The sequence below is a fragment of the Paenibacillus lentimorbus NRRL B-30488 genome, from assembly GCF_000411595.1.
Classification (GTDB): Bacteria; Bacillota; Bacilli; order Bacillales; family Bacillaceae; genus Bacillus; species Bacillus velezensis.
The window spans coordinates 55,979-71,228 of the sequence record NZ_ANAT01000045.1; the positions used below are offsets into that span (position 1 = coordinate 55,979).

A 15,250-nucleotide genomic window follows, 5' to 3' on the forward strand; every position below is an offset into this window, starting at 1 on the left:
ATCTTTTCGGATTTGCTCATGGTTTAGAAATAACCAACGCCGCAAGTGGCTTGGCTCTATACAGTATATGTACGAAGGGTCGATCGGCTTTCAAAGCCCATATGTTAATATCTTTATACAATCACCTATATATATTTGTATAAGGTTACGCTTCGATAATTCTGATCCAAAACCAATAAAATAGACTGCTGACTAAGTGCCGCAGTCCTCACTCATAAGATTAATAAGAAAGTGTTCATTTTCTTTCATCATTAAATAAGGCGTCAGAAGTTATTGCTTTCATTCGAATATTCTTTGTTATACCTGTAATGATTTGTATAACAGTGAAAACCCCCAAGAAAACAGTGACAATATTAAACCATGGATTATCATAGAATGAAAGATATGTTTGAAAGAAATCCAGTTCAGCTATGTTTGCTGGGAATCCATTCATTTCTCTATAATTCGGACCCCATCCCGTTAATTCTACAAAACTAAAATAAAGCTGTGATATTAAAAATGCCAACAACGTGTGAAACCAACTTTTTTTATATAACGGTCGTTTTTTATATACTTTACCCATTTCAATTACCATTTCCTTTTCTGCAATACTTTTTAGCCAAGTGACAATCTAACATCATTATATGATGAAGCACGATTGTCGCGATAATTACTTATTAAGGATATAACCATCGCAGGTATTACTGTAAGAGTTGTTATCACTTGCGGTTCCGCCTCGGATTTATTCCTTTTTTGGGAATAAGGGAAATCATTGGGGTCCTTTTTTCCTGTTTAGGCTTTCATATTATGTATAACGACCAAACATGCTTTTTTAGTGTGTTTGATCTTTTATCGATGTGCCAACTGCCGCTGGTGATTAGTGTAAGTAAGCACCCTTGCCTTTTACAGCTTCTACTTCAGAACCTTCGTTCAGTTGTTGAAATTCCAATATCTCTCATTCGGTTTCACCTCCTGTTTATCTTTTATTAAAGACCTACTTACTTTGGCATGATAAATACTTTACAGTTGAATAATGTTACAACTTCATCTCAAACCAATGATATCAAATTATTTTACATTATCCCAATAATGTCATAATACACCACAGCGTCATTATACAAACGAGGTCAAAATTGGCTGTTTTTCACTCGCTTTTCCACACGTTTTTCAACTCTTTTCGTCAGTTTAAATAAAGATCTCCGAGAAAAGAAGAAACATAAAGTTTAGAAAAGACAGCCAGGGCAAAGGCTGCGCATAAAAAAACCTGGAAATCGGAAATGTTTATACCGAATCCAGGTCTGATTACGAATTGTTTATTTTAGTTAGACGATTTCAACACAAGCTTCGCCACAGCTTCCACATGAGCCGTCTGCGGAAACATATCCACAGGCTGAATATATTCGACGCGATAGTCCTTCGACAGCGTCTGCAAGTCTTTCGCCAGTGTGGAAGGATTGCAGGATACGTAGACGAAGCGTTTCGGTTTTACTTTTTTGATGGTATCTAAAAATGTTCTGTCACAGCCCGTTCTCGGCGGGTCGACGATGACCACGTCGGGACGGAAGCCTTCTTTCGACCATTTCGGGAGCCAGTGTTCGGCTGTTCCTGTGACATATGCCGCGTTTTTGATGCCGTGTTTTTTGGCGTTTTTCTTCGCATCATCAATTGATTCTTTAATGACGTCCATGCCGCGGATCTCTTTTGCGCCGCTTGAAACCCACATGCCGATCGTACCGACGCCGCAATACGCGTCTACGACTTTTTCTTTTCCTGTCAGCTGAGCCGCTTGTTTCACTTCGTCATACAGCTTGACCGTCTGCTCAGGGTTGAGCTGGAAGAAGGCGCGGGCGCTCAGTTCAAATGACACGTCACCGAGCACTTCTTGAATGGCATGGCTTCCGGCCAGCGCTTTTGTTTTGTCACCGAAAATGACGGATGTGCGCGCGCCATTGACGTTTTGAATAATCGATTTCACTTCCGGCAGCCGGTTCTGAATGGCTTTGACGATCTCATCTTTATTCGGCAGTGTCTCTTTCGCGGTGACAAGCACGACCTGCACTTCGCCTGTTTCAAAACCGACTCTCGTCACGATGGTGCGGACATCGCCTTTTTTGGTCCGTTCGTTATAAACGGATACGTTGTGTTTTTCCAAAATACGGCGGACGATACCCGTTGTTTTGTTTGTCGCCGGATGCTGGACAATGCATTCCTTAATCGGGACGATTTTATGAGAATCAAGTCCGTATAAGCCGGCAATGATGCTGCCGCTTTGCGAGCGTCCGACTTGGAACTGGCTTTTGTTCCGGTAATTCCAAGGATTGTCCATTCCGATCGTATCTTTAATGTTCATTTCTTCGACATTGAATCTCGTATGACGTTCCAGAGACTGAATGACAATGTCGCGTTTTTCGCGAAGCTGCTGGGTGTATGCCAGATGCTGAAGCTGACAGCCGCCGCACTGGTCGTAGACCGGGCATGGCGGCGTGACGCGGTGTTCAGACGGCTTGCGGATTTTTTTGACGCGTGCTTCTGAAAATTTCGGCTGCACATTTGTCGCTTCGGCAACGACTTCTTCCCCGGGCAGAGCGCCGGGAACGAAGACAACTTTTTTCTTAAAATAGCCGACGCCCTCTCCGTTAATGCCGAGACGTTTGATGGTCAGCGGAAATGTCTGCCCGATTTTCAATTCGGCAGGCGCCTTTTTTTGATGTTGATTCACGTTTTTTTCTCTCCGTTTCTATATAAAGCCTTTCTCCTGGGAAAACGGCTGATTTGAAATATCACATCTTTTCAGTATAACATGCAGCCGGCGGTTCCTTCATGTTTTTCACTGGAAGTTTCCAAAAAATGATCAAAGCGGTTTTTCATTCAATACTTCTCCACAAATACAAGGACGCATAGCTTAAATACGGCGCCCATTCGCTGCTTACCTGAAGCATCACGTCTTTTGACGGTTTATCCTCAAGGGCGAAGCGGCGTTTGATGGCATTTTGCAGGCCGATATCCGCCAAAGGAAACAGATTCGGGCGGCCGAGGCCGAACATGAGGACGTTTTGGACGGTCCACGGGCCGATGCCTCTGATGGTGATCAGCTTTTTCATAATGTCTTCATCCGATAAATGGGTAAGTTCCGCCAGATTGAGCGCTCCGTCTGCAATCATGCGTGAAATGTCAATCGCATATTCCGCTTTTCTCATGCTGAACTGGAGCTCCCGCAAGTCCTGATAATCAAGCGCCGCGATCGTTTTCGGCTCGGGATAGCACCAGACGCCGTCTTTTTGTTCACCGAAGGCATGGACGAACCGTTCCGTTAAGGTAAATGCGAAAGACAGGTTGAGCTGCTGGTGGATGATGCATTTCATGAGACAGTTGTAGACGTCATATTCCAAGACGAGCGGGGTTCCCGCATGCTCCTCAAAAAGCGCCGACAGATTTGTTTTTGAGAAATGATCAAGCACAGGCTGAAGCGGCTGTTCCCATTGAAAAATGTGTTTGATCCGTTCAATCATCTCCTCGCGGTCCGTTTCTCCGCTGACGAGGAAGACCGGGTCTGCGGCGGTGCCTTCCGCTTGAACCGTGATGACGGACAGTTTGCCGTCCCGTGTTCTGAGCGGCACTTTGATTGATCTTGCATGAAGATCGACCGCATTCAGCGGATCGAGCGACAGCCTTTCAAGGACTTTATCAAAATGATACGGCGGCGTGACCGAAACCGTTTCCTTCCACATATGCTCCACCCCTTTTTGTCCAAGTATATCATGAAGCGGCCGGGCGGCAATTCGTATACTTTTCTTCATAACGCCGCATGATATAATGGCAGGCGGAGGGTTGTTTATGATACATATAACCGCAATCACAACACATAATGAGATATTAGATAATATCCCCCTATCACGTACAGAACAACCGGACATCGCATGGTACTGGATTGATTTTTTCGGCGCTGAGATGCATGAAACCGAGCTGCTGCGGGATTATTTTCACTTTCATCCGCTTGCGATCGAGGATTGCTTTCAGCACATGCAGCGGCCGAAGATCGACCATTATGACGGCTACCGTTTTTATGTGCTCCACGCCTTGAACCCGGACACACTGGAAATGGAAGAGGTGGACATTTTTCAGTCCGACCGTTTCATCGTCAGCTTCCATTTGCACGAATCGCCCGGCGTCTCAAGAGTGAGAGAACGGTTTTTCGCTTCTCCGGGTTTAGCCAAAAAAGGGCCCGGGCACATCACTTATATGATTATGGATCAGCTTGTCGATGAATATTTCCCCGTGCTGTACAAAATTGAAGACCGGCTGAATGAAATTGAAGACAGCAGAACCCATAAATCTTACGGCACTTTAATGAATGAAGTCTTTGAATTGCGGACTGATCTTTTGAATCTGAGACGGACGATCATTCCGATGCGCGATTTAATGTACCGGATTTTGAGCCTTGACCATGTAAAAGAAAGCCGTGAAACGAAGGCGTATTTCAGCGATATTTATGACCACCTGTTAAAACTGGCCGAGCTGATCGAGTCAAACCGTGATATGACGTCAGATTTGCGGGACAGCTATGTGACGCTGAATTCAAACCGGATGAACGCCATTATGATGACATTAACCATCGTCTCGACCATTTTTATCCCGCTGACGTTCATCGCGGGGGTTTACGGCATGAATTTCGATAACATGCCTGAGCTTCATTGGAAATACGGGTATTTTATCGTTTTGGGCGTCATGGCCGTTCTTGTGGCCGCCATGCTGTTTTGGTTCGCCCGCAAAGGCTGGTTTAATATTTTCAAGTAAGAACGGCTGCCGGCTGTTCTTTTTTTTGAGAAAACATGATAGTCTGGAAAAAAACGTAAAGAGGTGTGCGCCGTTACCATCTTTTCTCACAAAATCATTTCTTCTGTCCTCCTGCTATTCAGTGTCATGTCCATTGCCCCGCTGTATAACGGCTGTACGGTGTCTGATTACATCTTTGAGTTACTCGGCTTTTCCTCTTGGTCGGAAGACGGAGCCCATATCTCCGTCATTCCCGGGGTCGTCCTTTACTTTGCGGCGTTAATCTGGTGTGCCGCCGCATTCAGGCGGACGCTTCCCGCGGCGGGGCTGTTTCTGATCTTTCTCAGTATGGGAGCCGCTTCCGCTATCAGTCCTGCCACCGAATATGCCGCTTTTTCCTTAAAACAGTTCGCGCCCGAAAAAGAGTCTGTCGAATATTTGAAGCACCGCAGCGAATGCAGTCATCTGATTGAGCGAAAAAGAGCGGGCATGAGCTGCACGCTTTATATCAATCATTACGGAAAAGGGGAACAAACCATTTCTGTCACGCCGGATTTATCAGAAAACATAAAGGACGTCACATTCAAATCAAAAACGTTCACTGTAAAGCCCCGTTCGAAAACAATCATCAAGACGCGGTTTACCGGATTTTATAAGGGGAAAGCCGCCTCAGACTCCGGATGGTCTTCAGAACCTGAACTGAAAGCGGCAATCCTGTACCCAGCAGAATAACCATTTTGCATGTATAATGGTGGAAAACTTTTCATTGGAGGGACTGTCAAATGAAGATCGCCATCGTCGGACTCGGCAGTATGGGCCGCCCCATCGCCGAAAATATCATGAAAGCCGGATACAGCCTGACTGTATATAACCGGACGAAAGAAAAAGCGGCTGACCTGCTGGATAAAGGGGCCGAATATGCCGAAACGCCCCGCCAGGCAGCTGAACATGCGGACATTGTGCTGTCAATGCTGTCAGACGATGAAGCTGTAACAGGCGTGACGTTCGGAGCTTGCGGCATTATTGCCGGGTTATCTGAAAACGGCATTCATATTTCAATGAGCACGATCAGTGCGGCGCTGTCAGAACAGCTTTCCGCCGCACATTCGGGCAGAGGGCAGTCCTTTATTGCCGCTCCCGTCCTCGGCCGCCCCGATGCCGCCGAGAAGGCCGAGCTTCGCATCATCACAGCCGGACCGGCAGAAGCGAAGAAAAAGGCCGAACCGCTGCTTAACATCCTGAGTCAGCAAGTATTTGATACGGGTGAAGAAACAAAAACGGCCAATGCCGCGAAAATCAGCGTCAATTTCTTGCTCGTTTCTATGCTGGAGGCGTTATCTGAATCATTCTTAATGATGGAGAAGTTCGGTTTAGAACAAAAACAATTTTTAGAAATCGCCAATGCGCTCTTTGGCTCTCCCGTCTATCAAAATTACGGAACCATCATGGCCGAGCAGAAATTTGAGCCGGCCGGCTTCAAAATGTCTTTAGGGCTCAAGGATACCAATCTGGCGCTCGCCGCCGCAGAACAGGTTTCCGCAAAACTCCCTCTTGCCGAACTGGCCAAGAGCCATTTTGAAAGCGGGATCGCACAAGGCTTCGGGGATCTGGATTGGGCCGCTTTGATTAAATGTATCAAATAACAAAACACCTCTCCATTACCAGGAGAGGTGTTTTTTACAGGCGCGGCAGCTTCATTTCTTTCTCAAACATCAGGTCATCAATGCTTTTAAACGTGTAGCCTTCTTTTTTCAAATCGGTAATGGCATCGTCCAGAGCTTCTGAATTGTCCTTTGAAACGGTGTGAAGAAGGTAGATCGCGCCGGGATGCGCCTGCTTTATCATGTGATCATAGGCGTATTGTTTCCCTTTTTGCTCGTTAACCTTCCAGTCGACAAATGCGACGGACCAGAAAACGGTTTGGTAGCCGAGGCGCTTCGTTTCTTTGAGGACATATTCGCTGAATACGCCGCGCGGCGGACGGAGATACAGATTGTCCCGCTTTCCGGTAATGTTGTACACAGCTTCCGTGACGGAATCGAGTTCGTCTTGAATCTGATCGCCCGTTTTTGTCGTCAGATCAGGATGATGAAAAGAATGATTGCCGATGATATGGCCTTCCTTTGACATCCGTTTAATCAAATCAGGCTGCTCTTTCACAAAATGACCCGTGACAAAAAAAGTGCCCGTGACGTGATGTTTTTTTAACACATCAAGCACTTTCGGGGTGTACCCATTTTCATATCCGTTATCAAACGTTAAATAGATGGTCTTTTCTTTCGTATTGCCCAAATAAAAGGCATCATATTTTTTGACCAGATTGTCCAGCTGTCTGCCGGCATCCGGCGGCTGATGATTGACACTGCGTTTAAATCCCCAGTTTATCCGTTCATTCGGCACGGCTTCTGCGCTGTTGATGCCTCCCGCAAGTAAAACGGCCATGCAGCAAATTGAACAAAACCATTTCATGACCAGCACTCCTTCTGCATTTTTCCTTATTTTGCAGTTGGCCCTGCCCTTTTATACAGCCGCATTATGGAAAAAGAAAAACCCCGGCATCCGCCGGGGTTTATTCCCAATCCTTTTTAAAGCGTTCGTATTTTGCTTCCAGATCATCAAGCATGCCGATGAGCCGGTCTATATCTTCAACGTCCGTTGATTCAGGGTCTAATGAATCAATGACATTCATAAACATATCGAGTCTGTTCTTCAGGTAATCGAGCTGCTGATCTTTGCTGTTTACTGCATTCCCCATACTTCCACTCCATTCATTTTTTATAATGGTAGCGTATTTTTTGCCGTTTTTCAATGGTTCCGCTACTTGCGATCTTGGCAGATCAGGTCTAAAATTAACAGTTGGCAGACGTTAGTATGCCCCATTTATAAAGGAGTTAGATAGTCATGACACAAAACACAACACTGCGTCCGATCACACCGGAGTACGATCCTTGGGAAGCGTACATGGATGTCGACCAGTATGGAGATATGAAACTGACGAACGTTGAATTCACAACGACGACTTTGTGCAATATGAGATGCGAGCACTGCGCCGTCGGGTACACGCTCCAGCCGAAAGACCCGAATGCGCTGCCGATCGACCTTCTATTAAGGCGGCTTGATGAAATTCCTCTGTTGCGCTCTATCAGCATTACGGGCGGCGAACCGATGCTTTCGCTGAAATCGGTAAAGGAATACGTCGTCCCGCTTTTGAAATATGCCCATGAACGCGGCGTCCGTACACAGATCAATTCAAACCTGACGCTTGATATCGGGCGCTACGAACGGATTATTCCTTATTTGGACGTCCTTCACATTTCTCACAACTGGGGAACGGTCGAGGACTTTGCCGACATCGGATTTGCGATGATGGAGAAGAAACCGACATTTGAACAGCGGGCGCGCTATTTTGACAAAATGATTGAAAACAGCCGCACGCTGGTCGAAGCAGGCGTAATGGTTTCAGCGGAAACGATGCTGAACAAACGGACGCTGCCGCATATTGAACATATTCACCGGCAGATTACGGAAGAAATGAAATGCCAGCGGCACGAAGTCCATCCGATGTATCCGAGTGATTTCGCCAGCGCGCTTGAATCACTCAGCCTGAAGGACATGAGACAGGCCATTCATCATCTGCTCGACATTCGCGATGAAGAGACATGGATGCTGTTCGGCACGCTCCCGTTTTACGCATGCAGCCCTGATGAAGAAGACCAGAAGCTCCTCCGCCGCCTGCGGGAAGCGAAAAACGTTACGGTGCGAAACGACCCTGACGGCCGCTCCCGCCTGAATGTGAACATTTTTGACGGAAATATCATTGTCACGGATTTCGGCGATACACCGCCGCTCGGCAATATTAAAACAGACAGCCTTCCCGATGCATATGACAAGTGGAGACAGACGAAGCTGAGCAAAGAGCTGAACTGCCGCTGCACAAACGTCCGGTGCCTCGGACCGAACGTCCTTGTCAAAAACAGTTATTATCAGGACACGGATTTTTCATTACGAAAAGCCAGAGGTTAACAGAAGATGGAAACGACAATTACGGATATTTTGAAAAGCAAAGTGGTTGAGATCATCATCGTCGCTCTCGTGCTTTACGCCGGTGTTTTTCTGATCAACCGCTTTGTCCAGGTGTTATTTAAACGCATAGATTTCTTGGAGGAACGGAAAGGGAAAACGATTGAAAGCCTCGTCCGATCCATCACCCAGTATACGGCGACGATCGGTTTTATCTTTTACGTCATTTCTTTATTCGTTCATGATTTCGGCCGAATCTTAGCCGGGGCGGGTGTTGCCGGTATCGTCATCGGTTTCGGCGCCCAGTCGTTAATCAAGGACATATTGGCCGGTGTCTTTTTGATATACGAACGCCAGCTTCATAAAGGCGATTACGTGACGATTAACAATCTGTTCAACGGCACAGTCGAAGAAATCGGGCTCCGTTCCCTTCAGATCCGTGAGTGGACCGGCAAGCTGCTTACCATTTCAAACGGTGAGGTCAGACAGCTTCAAAACTATAACATTGATTTTATGCGGATTACCGAGTCCGTCGTGATCAGTTATAAAGAAGATCCCGAGCGGGTATATGCCGTCTTAGAAAAAGCCTGCGACATGCTCAATGATGAGCTTCGCGATTCACTGAAGCGGGATGAATTTCTCAATGCGACGGAGCCGTTTCAAGTGCATGGAATCATGAGCCTGAACAAATTGACGAGAGGCATAGAATTTACCGTCAAAGGCATGGTTCAAGATAAAGAATACTTCTCGGCGAGCCTTGCGGTGAGACGCGTTCTTGCCCGGGAGCTGTACAACAACAATGTGCAATTGCTTGAGGAAATGTATCACACACAAAAAAGCTGATTCCCGAACCGGAATCAGCTTTTTTTAGTTATCTCGGCTGCGCTGTCATTTGAAAACCGAATGTGACGTGATCCTGAACCGGAATCCAAGCCCCGATTCCTTGCGAAGTCACATTTTTGACGACAAGTTTCCGCTTGCTGCCTTTCAGCACCAAATACACTTCACCGTATGTTACTTTTCCTTTTTCATTAACGGCCGGAGCGTAGGCGTGCAGGTAGCCGAGCCGCTGCGGAGAAATTTTGTAGGTTTGATCGCGTTTTGTGCCTGCGCCGATAACCGTTTCAAAAGCGAGCGGCAGTTTTGTTTTCTTCATCGCTTTTTGCATCATCATACTTTTTACGTCTTCTGCGTTCGGCACCTTCGCTGTGAGCCCGCCTTTGATTTTGTATTGCTGTTCTTGGGCATATGAGATAACCGCGGTTTGCTGTCCGCCCCGGTTATCCGCTCTGTTTGTATTGATTTTTTTATATTCCCAGTTGGCGACCGTTTCGTTCGATTGATAGCCGAGCGCCCATTTCCCGAGAAATATTGTCGCCCGATATCCGATGGCAAGCGGTGAACCGGAAACCGAGGATTCATTCAGCATCTTTATCAGATGCGGATTTTCGATGTTGATCTCGGATGTATCTAACAATTCCTTTGCCAGTTTGCTCGGCTGAAGCATCGGCTGGTCCTGTGAAGCATTCGGATACGTATTTTCCTTTGAAATGCTTACGACAGAGTTGGGAACCTTAAACGGTTTCTTTGCACCGGCAGACGGCATTGCGAAAAAACTAAAGGATAACAGCAGAATCAATGTGGCATGAAACAGCTTTCTCATCATATCACTCTTTCTATAGCATTTTCCTTTAGTCTTTTCCTCCGCAATCGTTGTTATCCGCATTTTTTACAGGTTAAAGCAGGAAAAAACCGATCGCCATAATGACATAAGCGGCAAGGAGCGTAGCCCCTTCAAACCAGTTCGAATCACCGTCATTTGAAATCATCGTCATCAAAAGGACGGATGATATCATCGCCACAAGCTCGGGCAATGTGAATACAAGCGGCATATTGACCGGAAAAAAGATGGAACAGATCACAAGAACCGGGGCCACAAACATGGCGATCTGCAAAGTCGAACCTACCGCGATTTCAACGGCGACATCCATCTTGTCTTTGTACGCCATAATAATCGCCGACGCATGCTCTGCGGCATTTCCGACAATTGCGACGATAATCACCCCGATAAACAGCTCGCTCCAGCCGAACTGTTCAGCCACCGCATGAAACGTATGGACAAGGTTTTCAGATATGTAGGCGACAATAATAGTTGAAATAAATAAGACGGCTGTCGCTCTTTTCCCCGACCACTCTGGCTGCTCCTCTTCTTCCTTTGTCTCCGGCTGATTCGGCTGATAAACACCGCGGTGGGTGACGAGCTTGAAATAAAGAGCCGCCACGTACAAAAGGATCATGATAATGCTGATGCCGACACTCAAATTTAGCTTGCTTTTCTCCCCCATATCCATGGAAAATACTTCGGGAATGACAAAAGCTACGATAATGGCAAAAATCAGCAGGCCTGAATTATGCCGTGCATCATGAATATTGAATTCCTGCCGCTTATATTTCAAACCGCCGATAAAAAACGACAGTCCCGCGACGAGCAAAAGATTGCCGAGCACCGAACCGGTCAGTGAAGCAAGCACGATGCCCGTCAGCCCTTCTTTTAGGGCAAAAAGCGATATAATCAGCTCTACCGCATTACCGAACGTGGCATTCAGCAGACCGCCGATCCGCGGTCCCGCGATAATGGCAAGAGATTCAGTCGCTCTCCCCATATAACTTGCAAGCGCAATAATCGTCAAGCAATAAATAATAAACAAAACCGCTGACGGCCAGTGCATCAGGCCGCCGATGACTGAAAGCGGAACTCCCGCCGCAGCCGTAAAGAAAAAAATCCGATTCATATCTGCCTGGCTCCTTTTTTCGAATAAGTCTTTTTATATCCTTCTCAAAAACTCCCTCAATTACACTTCCTCGGCAGCTCGAATTGGCATTTTCAGGTTGCCGGACGCGGAAAATCCGTGTACGATCAAGAAAGATACTGAAGAAGGAGAAATACGCGATGTCACGACTGTACTTCTTTATTTTGGTTCTGCTTGTTTCCATCTCCGGATTTTCCCAAGGCATGCTTCTGCCGGTGATCTCTGTCATTTTTGAAACGAACGGAGAATCCGCAGCCATAAACGGACTTCACGCAACCGGCCTTTATATCGGCGTGCTTCTGGCGTCGCCGTTTATGGAGGCCCCGCTGCGCAAGCTCGGATTCAAACCTCTGATGGTCATGGGCGGATTTCTTGTTATCATCAGCTTATTCAGTTTTATTTGGCTTCAATCCATATGGTTGTGGTTTTTTCTTCGGCTGCTTATCGGAATCGGGGATCATATGCTGCATTTTTCAACCCAAACGTGGGTGACTTCCAAGTCAACGCCCCGAAACAGAGGAAGAAACATTTCGCTGTACGGACTGTCCTTCGGGCTCGGATTCGCTGTCGGCCCTTTCATGGTCCCTCTTGTGAAAACAAGTCCGTCCCTTCCGTTTATCGTATCCGGCTGTATCAGTCTTTGTGCCTGGCTGTTTGTGTTTGCCTTACGTAACGAGTACCCGGCGCAAGGTCCGGATGAAACATCCGGGGACAACAGCGCAAAACGGTTTTACCGCGCCCTTCTTTTCGGCTGGGTCGCTTTTCTCCCGGCTTTCGGGTACGGTTTTTTAGAAACGGCGCTGAACGGAAGCTTTCCCGTGTACGCCCTTCGTTTAGGTATATCCGTTGATGCCGTCGCGCTGATATTGCCCGCTTTTGCCATCGGAAGTATTGTATTCCAGTTCCCTCTCGGTTTATTAAGCGATCGATTCGGGAGAAAACCTGTCCTGCTCGTCATCTTATTAACGGGTGCCCTTTGCTTTTTGACGGCCGGACTGTTTCCGTCGCCTTCTGTCATCGGCTGCTGCTTTTTCACGGCGGGAATGGCGGTCGGCAGTATGTTTTCCCTCGGCATCAGCTATATGAGCGATCTGCTGCCGTCCCATCTGCTGCCGGCGGGCAATCTGCTCTGCGGCATTTCCTTCAGCCTCGGCAGCATGATCGGCCCGGTGGCGGGCGGCTGGTATATGCAGCGGTTTGAAAGCGCCAACTTGTTTTACTTTATTACGGTGATTCTGGTCTGTATTTGGCTTGCGCTCGTCTTCGGAAAAACAAAGCACAGCCCCGCTTCCGAATCCCATTCTTTTCCGGTCTCATAAAAAAGCCGCCTGATCTGAGCCAGGCGGCTTCTTTCTAGTGGTATCCGTTCTGCCCGTTAGCGCTTCCGCTTGTTTTATTCTTCGGACCGTTTTTTGAGTTTTGTTTATTATGGCTTCCGCCTTTTTTCGTATGCTTGGTCATAGCCGATTCCCTCCGTTTTTCAGCTTGAACGTCATCCGTTCCTCTATAGCTTGCTCCCGCGGTACGGATTTTCATCAGGAAGCTTTTTACGTTTATGTAAAAGCGCGTTGATTTCTCCTCCTAAAATCAGCAGGGTTCCCGTAAGGTAAAACCAGATCATCAGGACGATAATTCCCCCGATGCTCCCGTATGTGGCGCTGTAGTTGGCAAAGGTGCCGACGTAAAATGAGAACAGCATACTGACGATAATCCAGCCGGCTGCCGCGAATACGGCTCCCGGCAGCACAAAACGGAGGGAAAGCTTTTTATTCGGCGCGAAAATGTAAAGCGCGGTAAACACGATTAACAGGATAAGCGGACTGATACCCCAGCGGACAACCGACCACACCTGCAAAAACAAGCCGGAGGCGCCGATAAAATCCGCGGCCAGCATTCCGATTTCTCTGCCGAACACCGGCAGAAGCAGTGCGATTAAAATCGTAACCACCATCGCAATGGTTAAAAAGATTGAGGTCAGGCGAATGATGATAAATGAGCGGTTTTCCTCGACTTCGTAGGCATGGTTAAATGCTCTGACAATCGCGTTCATACCATTCGAAGCCGACCAGATGACGGCGATAATCCCGAATGACAAAAGTCCGCCGCTGCGCTTGTTCAGCGTTTGCTCCGTTATGGATTTCACCATGGACATGGCGCTGTCGGGCGCGTATTGATCGACCGCCCCGAGCACGTCTTCTGCCGATATGGGAAGATAGGCGGTGAGCGTCAGCATGAAAATCATTAACGGAAACAATGACAGCAGGAAAAAATACGCCAGCTCCGCCGATTTACTTTGTCCTTCATGCAGAGAAAACCTTGCAAACAGCTCCTTTATAAAACTCATGACATCCCACCTCAATGATCGTTTTTCGAAAAATGCTCCTTCGTTTCTTTTAACAGGTCAATGACCTGCGGCGTCGTCTGCTTCAGCTTGGTGATCTGCCCGTTTAAAAAACTCAGATCGTCCGATACGGTATTGGCGAGGCTTTTCACTTGATCCAGTTTTGCAGAAGCCTGCTGCTTCAGGGCTTCAGGATGTTTTCGGTAAAATGCCGCACGCCGCCTGCACGCGTCCATATTCCGGAAACATGCCTCTCTCGTCGGCTTATGTAATAAGGACAGTGCTCCGCCGGCGGCAGCGCCGATCAGAATCGCTTTTGCCATGATGCGTGTCTGCTTCATCGGTCAATCCCCCTTATAAATGATGGTCTTTCTTTATTGTCTCCAGCAAATGACGGCACCCGGACTCGACCAAAGCGTACACCTCGCTGAAATTTCCGGTATAATACGGATCGGGCACGTCGGCAAGGTCCGACTCCGGTACGTAATCAAGCAGCCTTGCAATACGCGGCGCCGCTTTTTATAACCGGCCATGCTGCGCAGATGTCCGATATTTTCTGCATCCATCGCAATGACGTAATCAAAATCGGTCAGATCAGACTCACGGACCTGCCTCGCCGTTATGCCGCTTGCGCTGATCCCTTTCTTCTTCAGGATCTCCTTTGTCCCTTCATGCGGCGGATTTCCCGCATGCCAGGCGCCGATTCCCGCTGAATCAATGTTAATCTGCCCGTTCAGCCCGTTTTTCTTCACCATATCAGAAAATACCGCCTCTGCCATAGGCGACCGGCAAATATTTCCCAGACAGACAAACAGCACATGTATCATATCGATAACCTCCCTATTCTTTCCCCGCATTTTGAGGATCAAAAACCTTATCAACATCTTAGCAACTTTTCTGCGGCTGTGGAAATAAGCTTTTATTCTAAATGAATTCTGTTAGAATAAAGGGTACGAAAACGGTCATGAAAGGATGCATGAATTTGCCGAGCCAACAAACAGAAACGTTAAACAAAATGATTGAAGACATTTCGCAAAAGCTCAACATGCTCAATGTCGGCGTCATCAGAGCGGAAGATTTCAGTGATGAAAAAATAGAAGATCTTACATACCTTCATCAAATGGTCATGAAAAAGCATCATTCAGCCCGAGTGAAATGCAGGCCATTGCCGAGGAGCTCGCCTCTCTCAGAAAATAAACCCATGTCAGACCTGCCGAAAAACGGCGGGTCTTTTTTATTTAAAAAGTAAAAATAAAAGTTCATCGGTTTGACACATATAAAAAGAAGGAGTATAGTAACTGTGAACTTGGTAGAACGATATACTAAA

Annotated in this window: 15 protein-coding genes and 2 pseudogenes; 7 read left to right on the top strand and 10 right to left on the bottom strand. The window is 47.2% G+C overall.

The genetic code is table 11. The features are described from left to right. Nucleotides 1-235: 235 nt before the first annotated feature. The 3 genes from D368_RS18780 to D368_RS18790 form a co-directional block, all read right to left on the bottom strand. On the bottom strand, nucleotides 236-562 hold the full coding sequence (locus D368_RS18780; protein WP_071391437.1) for a YfzA family protein: 327 nt from the start codon (nucleotides 560-562) through the stop codon (nucleotides 236-238). A gap of 735 nt (nucleotides 563-1,297) precedes the next feature. Beyond that, entirely contained in the window at nucleotides 1,298-2,698 is a 1,401-nt protein-coding gene (rlmD, locus tag D368_RS18785; protein ID WP_070081509.1) for a 23S rRNA (uracil(1939)-C(5))-methyltransferase RlmD, read from the bottom strand. A gap of 145 nt (nucleotides 2,699-2,843) precedes the next feature. Then, the gene (locus tag D368_RS18790) at nucleotides 2,844-3,707 is read right to left on the bottom strand and encodes a DNA-3-methyladenine glycosylase family protein (RefSeq protein ID WP_043866920.1); all 864 of its coding nucleotides are present in this window, start codon (nucleotides 3,705-3,707) and stop codon (nucleotides 2,844-2,846) included. A gap of 106 nt (nucleotides 3,708-3,813) precedes the next feature. Between D368_RS18790 and corA the strand changes: the two genes are divergently transcribed. The 3 genes from corA (at nucleotide 3,814) to D368_RS18805 (ending at nucleotide 6,395) form a co-directional block, all read left to right on the top strand. Next, the gene (corA, locus tag D368_RS18795) at nucleotides 3,814-4,773 is read left to right on the top strand and encodes a magnesium/cobalt transporter CorA (protein ID WP_003155549.1); all 960 of its coding nucleotides are present in this window, start codon (nucleotides 3,814-3,816) and stop codon (nucleotides 4,771-4,773) included. Nucleotides 4,774-4,836: 63 nt separating this feature from the next. Beyond that, the gene (locus D368_RS18800; protein ID WP_071391436.1) at nucleotides 4,837-5,484 is read left to right on the top strand and encodes a hypothetical protein; all 648 of its coding nucleotides are present in this window, start codon (nucleotides 4,837-4,839) and stop codon (nucleotides 5,482-5,484) included. 50 nt (nucleotides 5,485-5,534) lie between these two features. Continuing rightward, nucleotides 5,535-6,395, top strand: a complete 861-nt coding sequence (locus D368_RS18805) for an NAD(P)-dependent oxidoreductase (protein ID WP_101562821.1) — start codon at nucleotides 5,535-5,537, stop codon at nucleotides 6,393-6,395. A gap of 34 nt (nucleotides 6,396-6,429) precedes the next feature. Here the strand turns inward: D368_RS18805 and pdaA are convergent, their stop codons facing one another. Next, a complete protein-coding gene (gene pdaA / locus D368_RS18810; RefSeq protein WP_003155556.1) occupies nucleotides 6,430-7,221 on the bottom strand; it encodes a delta-lactam-biosynthetic de-N-acetylase in 792 nt (263 codons plus the stop codon). Nucleotides 7,222-7,321: 100 nt separating this feature from the next. Further along, nucleotides 7,322-7,507 carry an SE1561 family protein gene (locus D368_RS18815; protein WP_003155558.1) on the bottom strand — a complete coding sequence of 62 codons (186 nt, stop codon included), beginning with the start codon at nucleotides 7,505-7,507 and terminating at the stop codon, nucleotides 7,322-7,324. A gap of 146 nt (nucleotides 7,508-7,653) precedes the next feature. Here D368_RS18815 and yfkAB point away from each other — a divergent pair, with 146 nt between their 5' ends. Together yfkAB and D368_RS18825 are read left to right on the top strand one after the other, a co-directional pair. Continuing rightward, nucleotides 7,654-8,775 (top strand): radical SAM/CxCxxxxC motif protein YfkAB, encoded by a 1,122-nt coding sequence (yfkAB, locus tag D368_RS18820; protein ID WP_128575043.1) that lies wholly within the window; start codon nucleotides 7,654-7,656, stop codon nucleotides 8,773-8,775. A gap of 6 nt (nucleotides 8,776-8,781) precedes the next feature. Continuing rightward, a complete protein-coding gene (locus tag D368_RS18825) occupies nucleotides 8,782-9,615 on the top strand; it encodes a mechanosensitive ion channel family protein (RefSeq protein WP_015388541.1) in 834 nt (277 codons plus the stop codon). A 28-nt stretch (nucleotides 9,616-9,643) separates the two neighbouring features. On the opposite strand, the gene D368_RS18830 is transcribed toward D368_RS18825, so the two are convergent. Both D368_RS18830 and cax read right to left on the bottom strand, forming a co-directional pair. After that, entirely contained in the window at nucleotides 9,644-10,438 is a 795-nt protein-coding gene (locus tag D368_RS18830) for a YfkD famly protein (protein ID WP_088005349.1), read from the bottom strand. 70 nt (nucleotides 10,439-10,508) lie between these two features. Further along, nucleotides 10,509-11,564 (bottom strand): calcium/proton exchanger, encoded by a 1,056-nt coding sequence (gene cax / locus D368_RS18835; RefSeq protein WP_033574986.1) that lies wholly within the window; start codon nucleotides 11,562-11,564, stop codon nucleotides 10,509-10,511. A gap of 158 nt (nucleotides 11,565-11,722) precedes the next feature. Between cax and D368_RS18840 the strand changes: the two genes are divergently transcribed. Then, the gene (locus tag D368_RS18840) at nucleotides 11,723-12,901 is read left to right on the top strand and encodes an MFS transporter (protein ID WP_073981958.1); all 1,179 of its coding nucleotides are present in this window, start codon (nucleotides 11,723-11,725) and stop codon (nucleotides 12,899-12,901) included. A 185-nt stretch (nucleotides 12,902-13,086) separates the two neighbouring features. Here D368_RS18840 and D368_RS18850 read toward each other — a convergent pair whose 3' ends face one another. The 3 genes and pseudogenes from D368_RS18850 to D368_RS18860 all read right to left on the bottom strand — a co-directional run bounded on the left by D368_RS18850 (nucleotide 13,087) and on the right by D368_RS18860 (nucleotide 14,750). Then, a complete protein-coding gene (locus tag D368_RS18850) occupies nucleotides 13,087-13,926 on the bottom strand; it encodes a YihY family inner membrane protein (protein ID WP_033574984.1) in 840 nt (279 codons plus the stop codon). Nucleotides 13,927-13,937: 11 nt separating this feature from the next. Next, the gene (locus tag D368_RS18855) at nucleotides 13,938-14,264 is read right to left on the bottom strand and encodes a hypothetical protein (protein ID WP_003155568.1); all 327 of its coding nucleotides are present in this window, start codon (nucleotides 14,262-14,264) and stop codon (nucleotides 13,938-13,940) included. A 13-nt stretch (nucleotides 14,265-14,277) separates the two neighbouring features. After that, nucleotides 14,278-14,750: pseudogene (locus D368_RS18860) on the bottom strand (low molecular weight protein-tyrosine-phosphatase). A 155-nt stretch (nucleotides 14,751-14,905) separates the two neighbouring features. On the opposite strand from D368_RS18860, the pseudogene D368_RS18865 reads away from it, so the two are divergent. Continuing rightward, nucleotides 14,906-15,120: pseudogene (locus D368_RS18865) on the top strand (DUF1128 domain-containing protein). Nucleotides 15,121-15,250 lie beyond the last annotated feature (130 nt).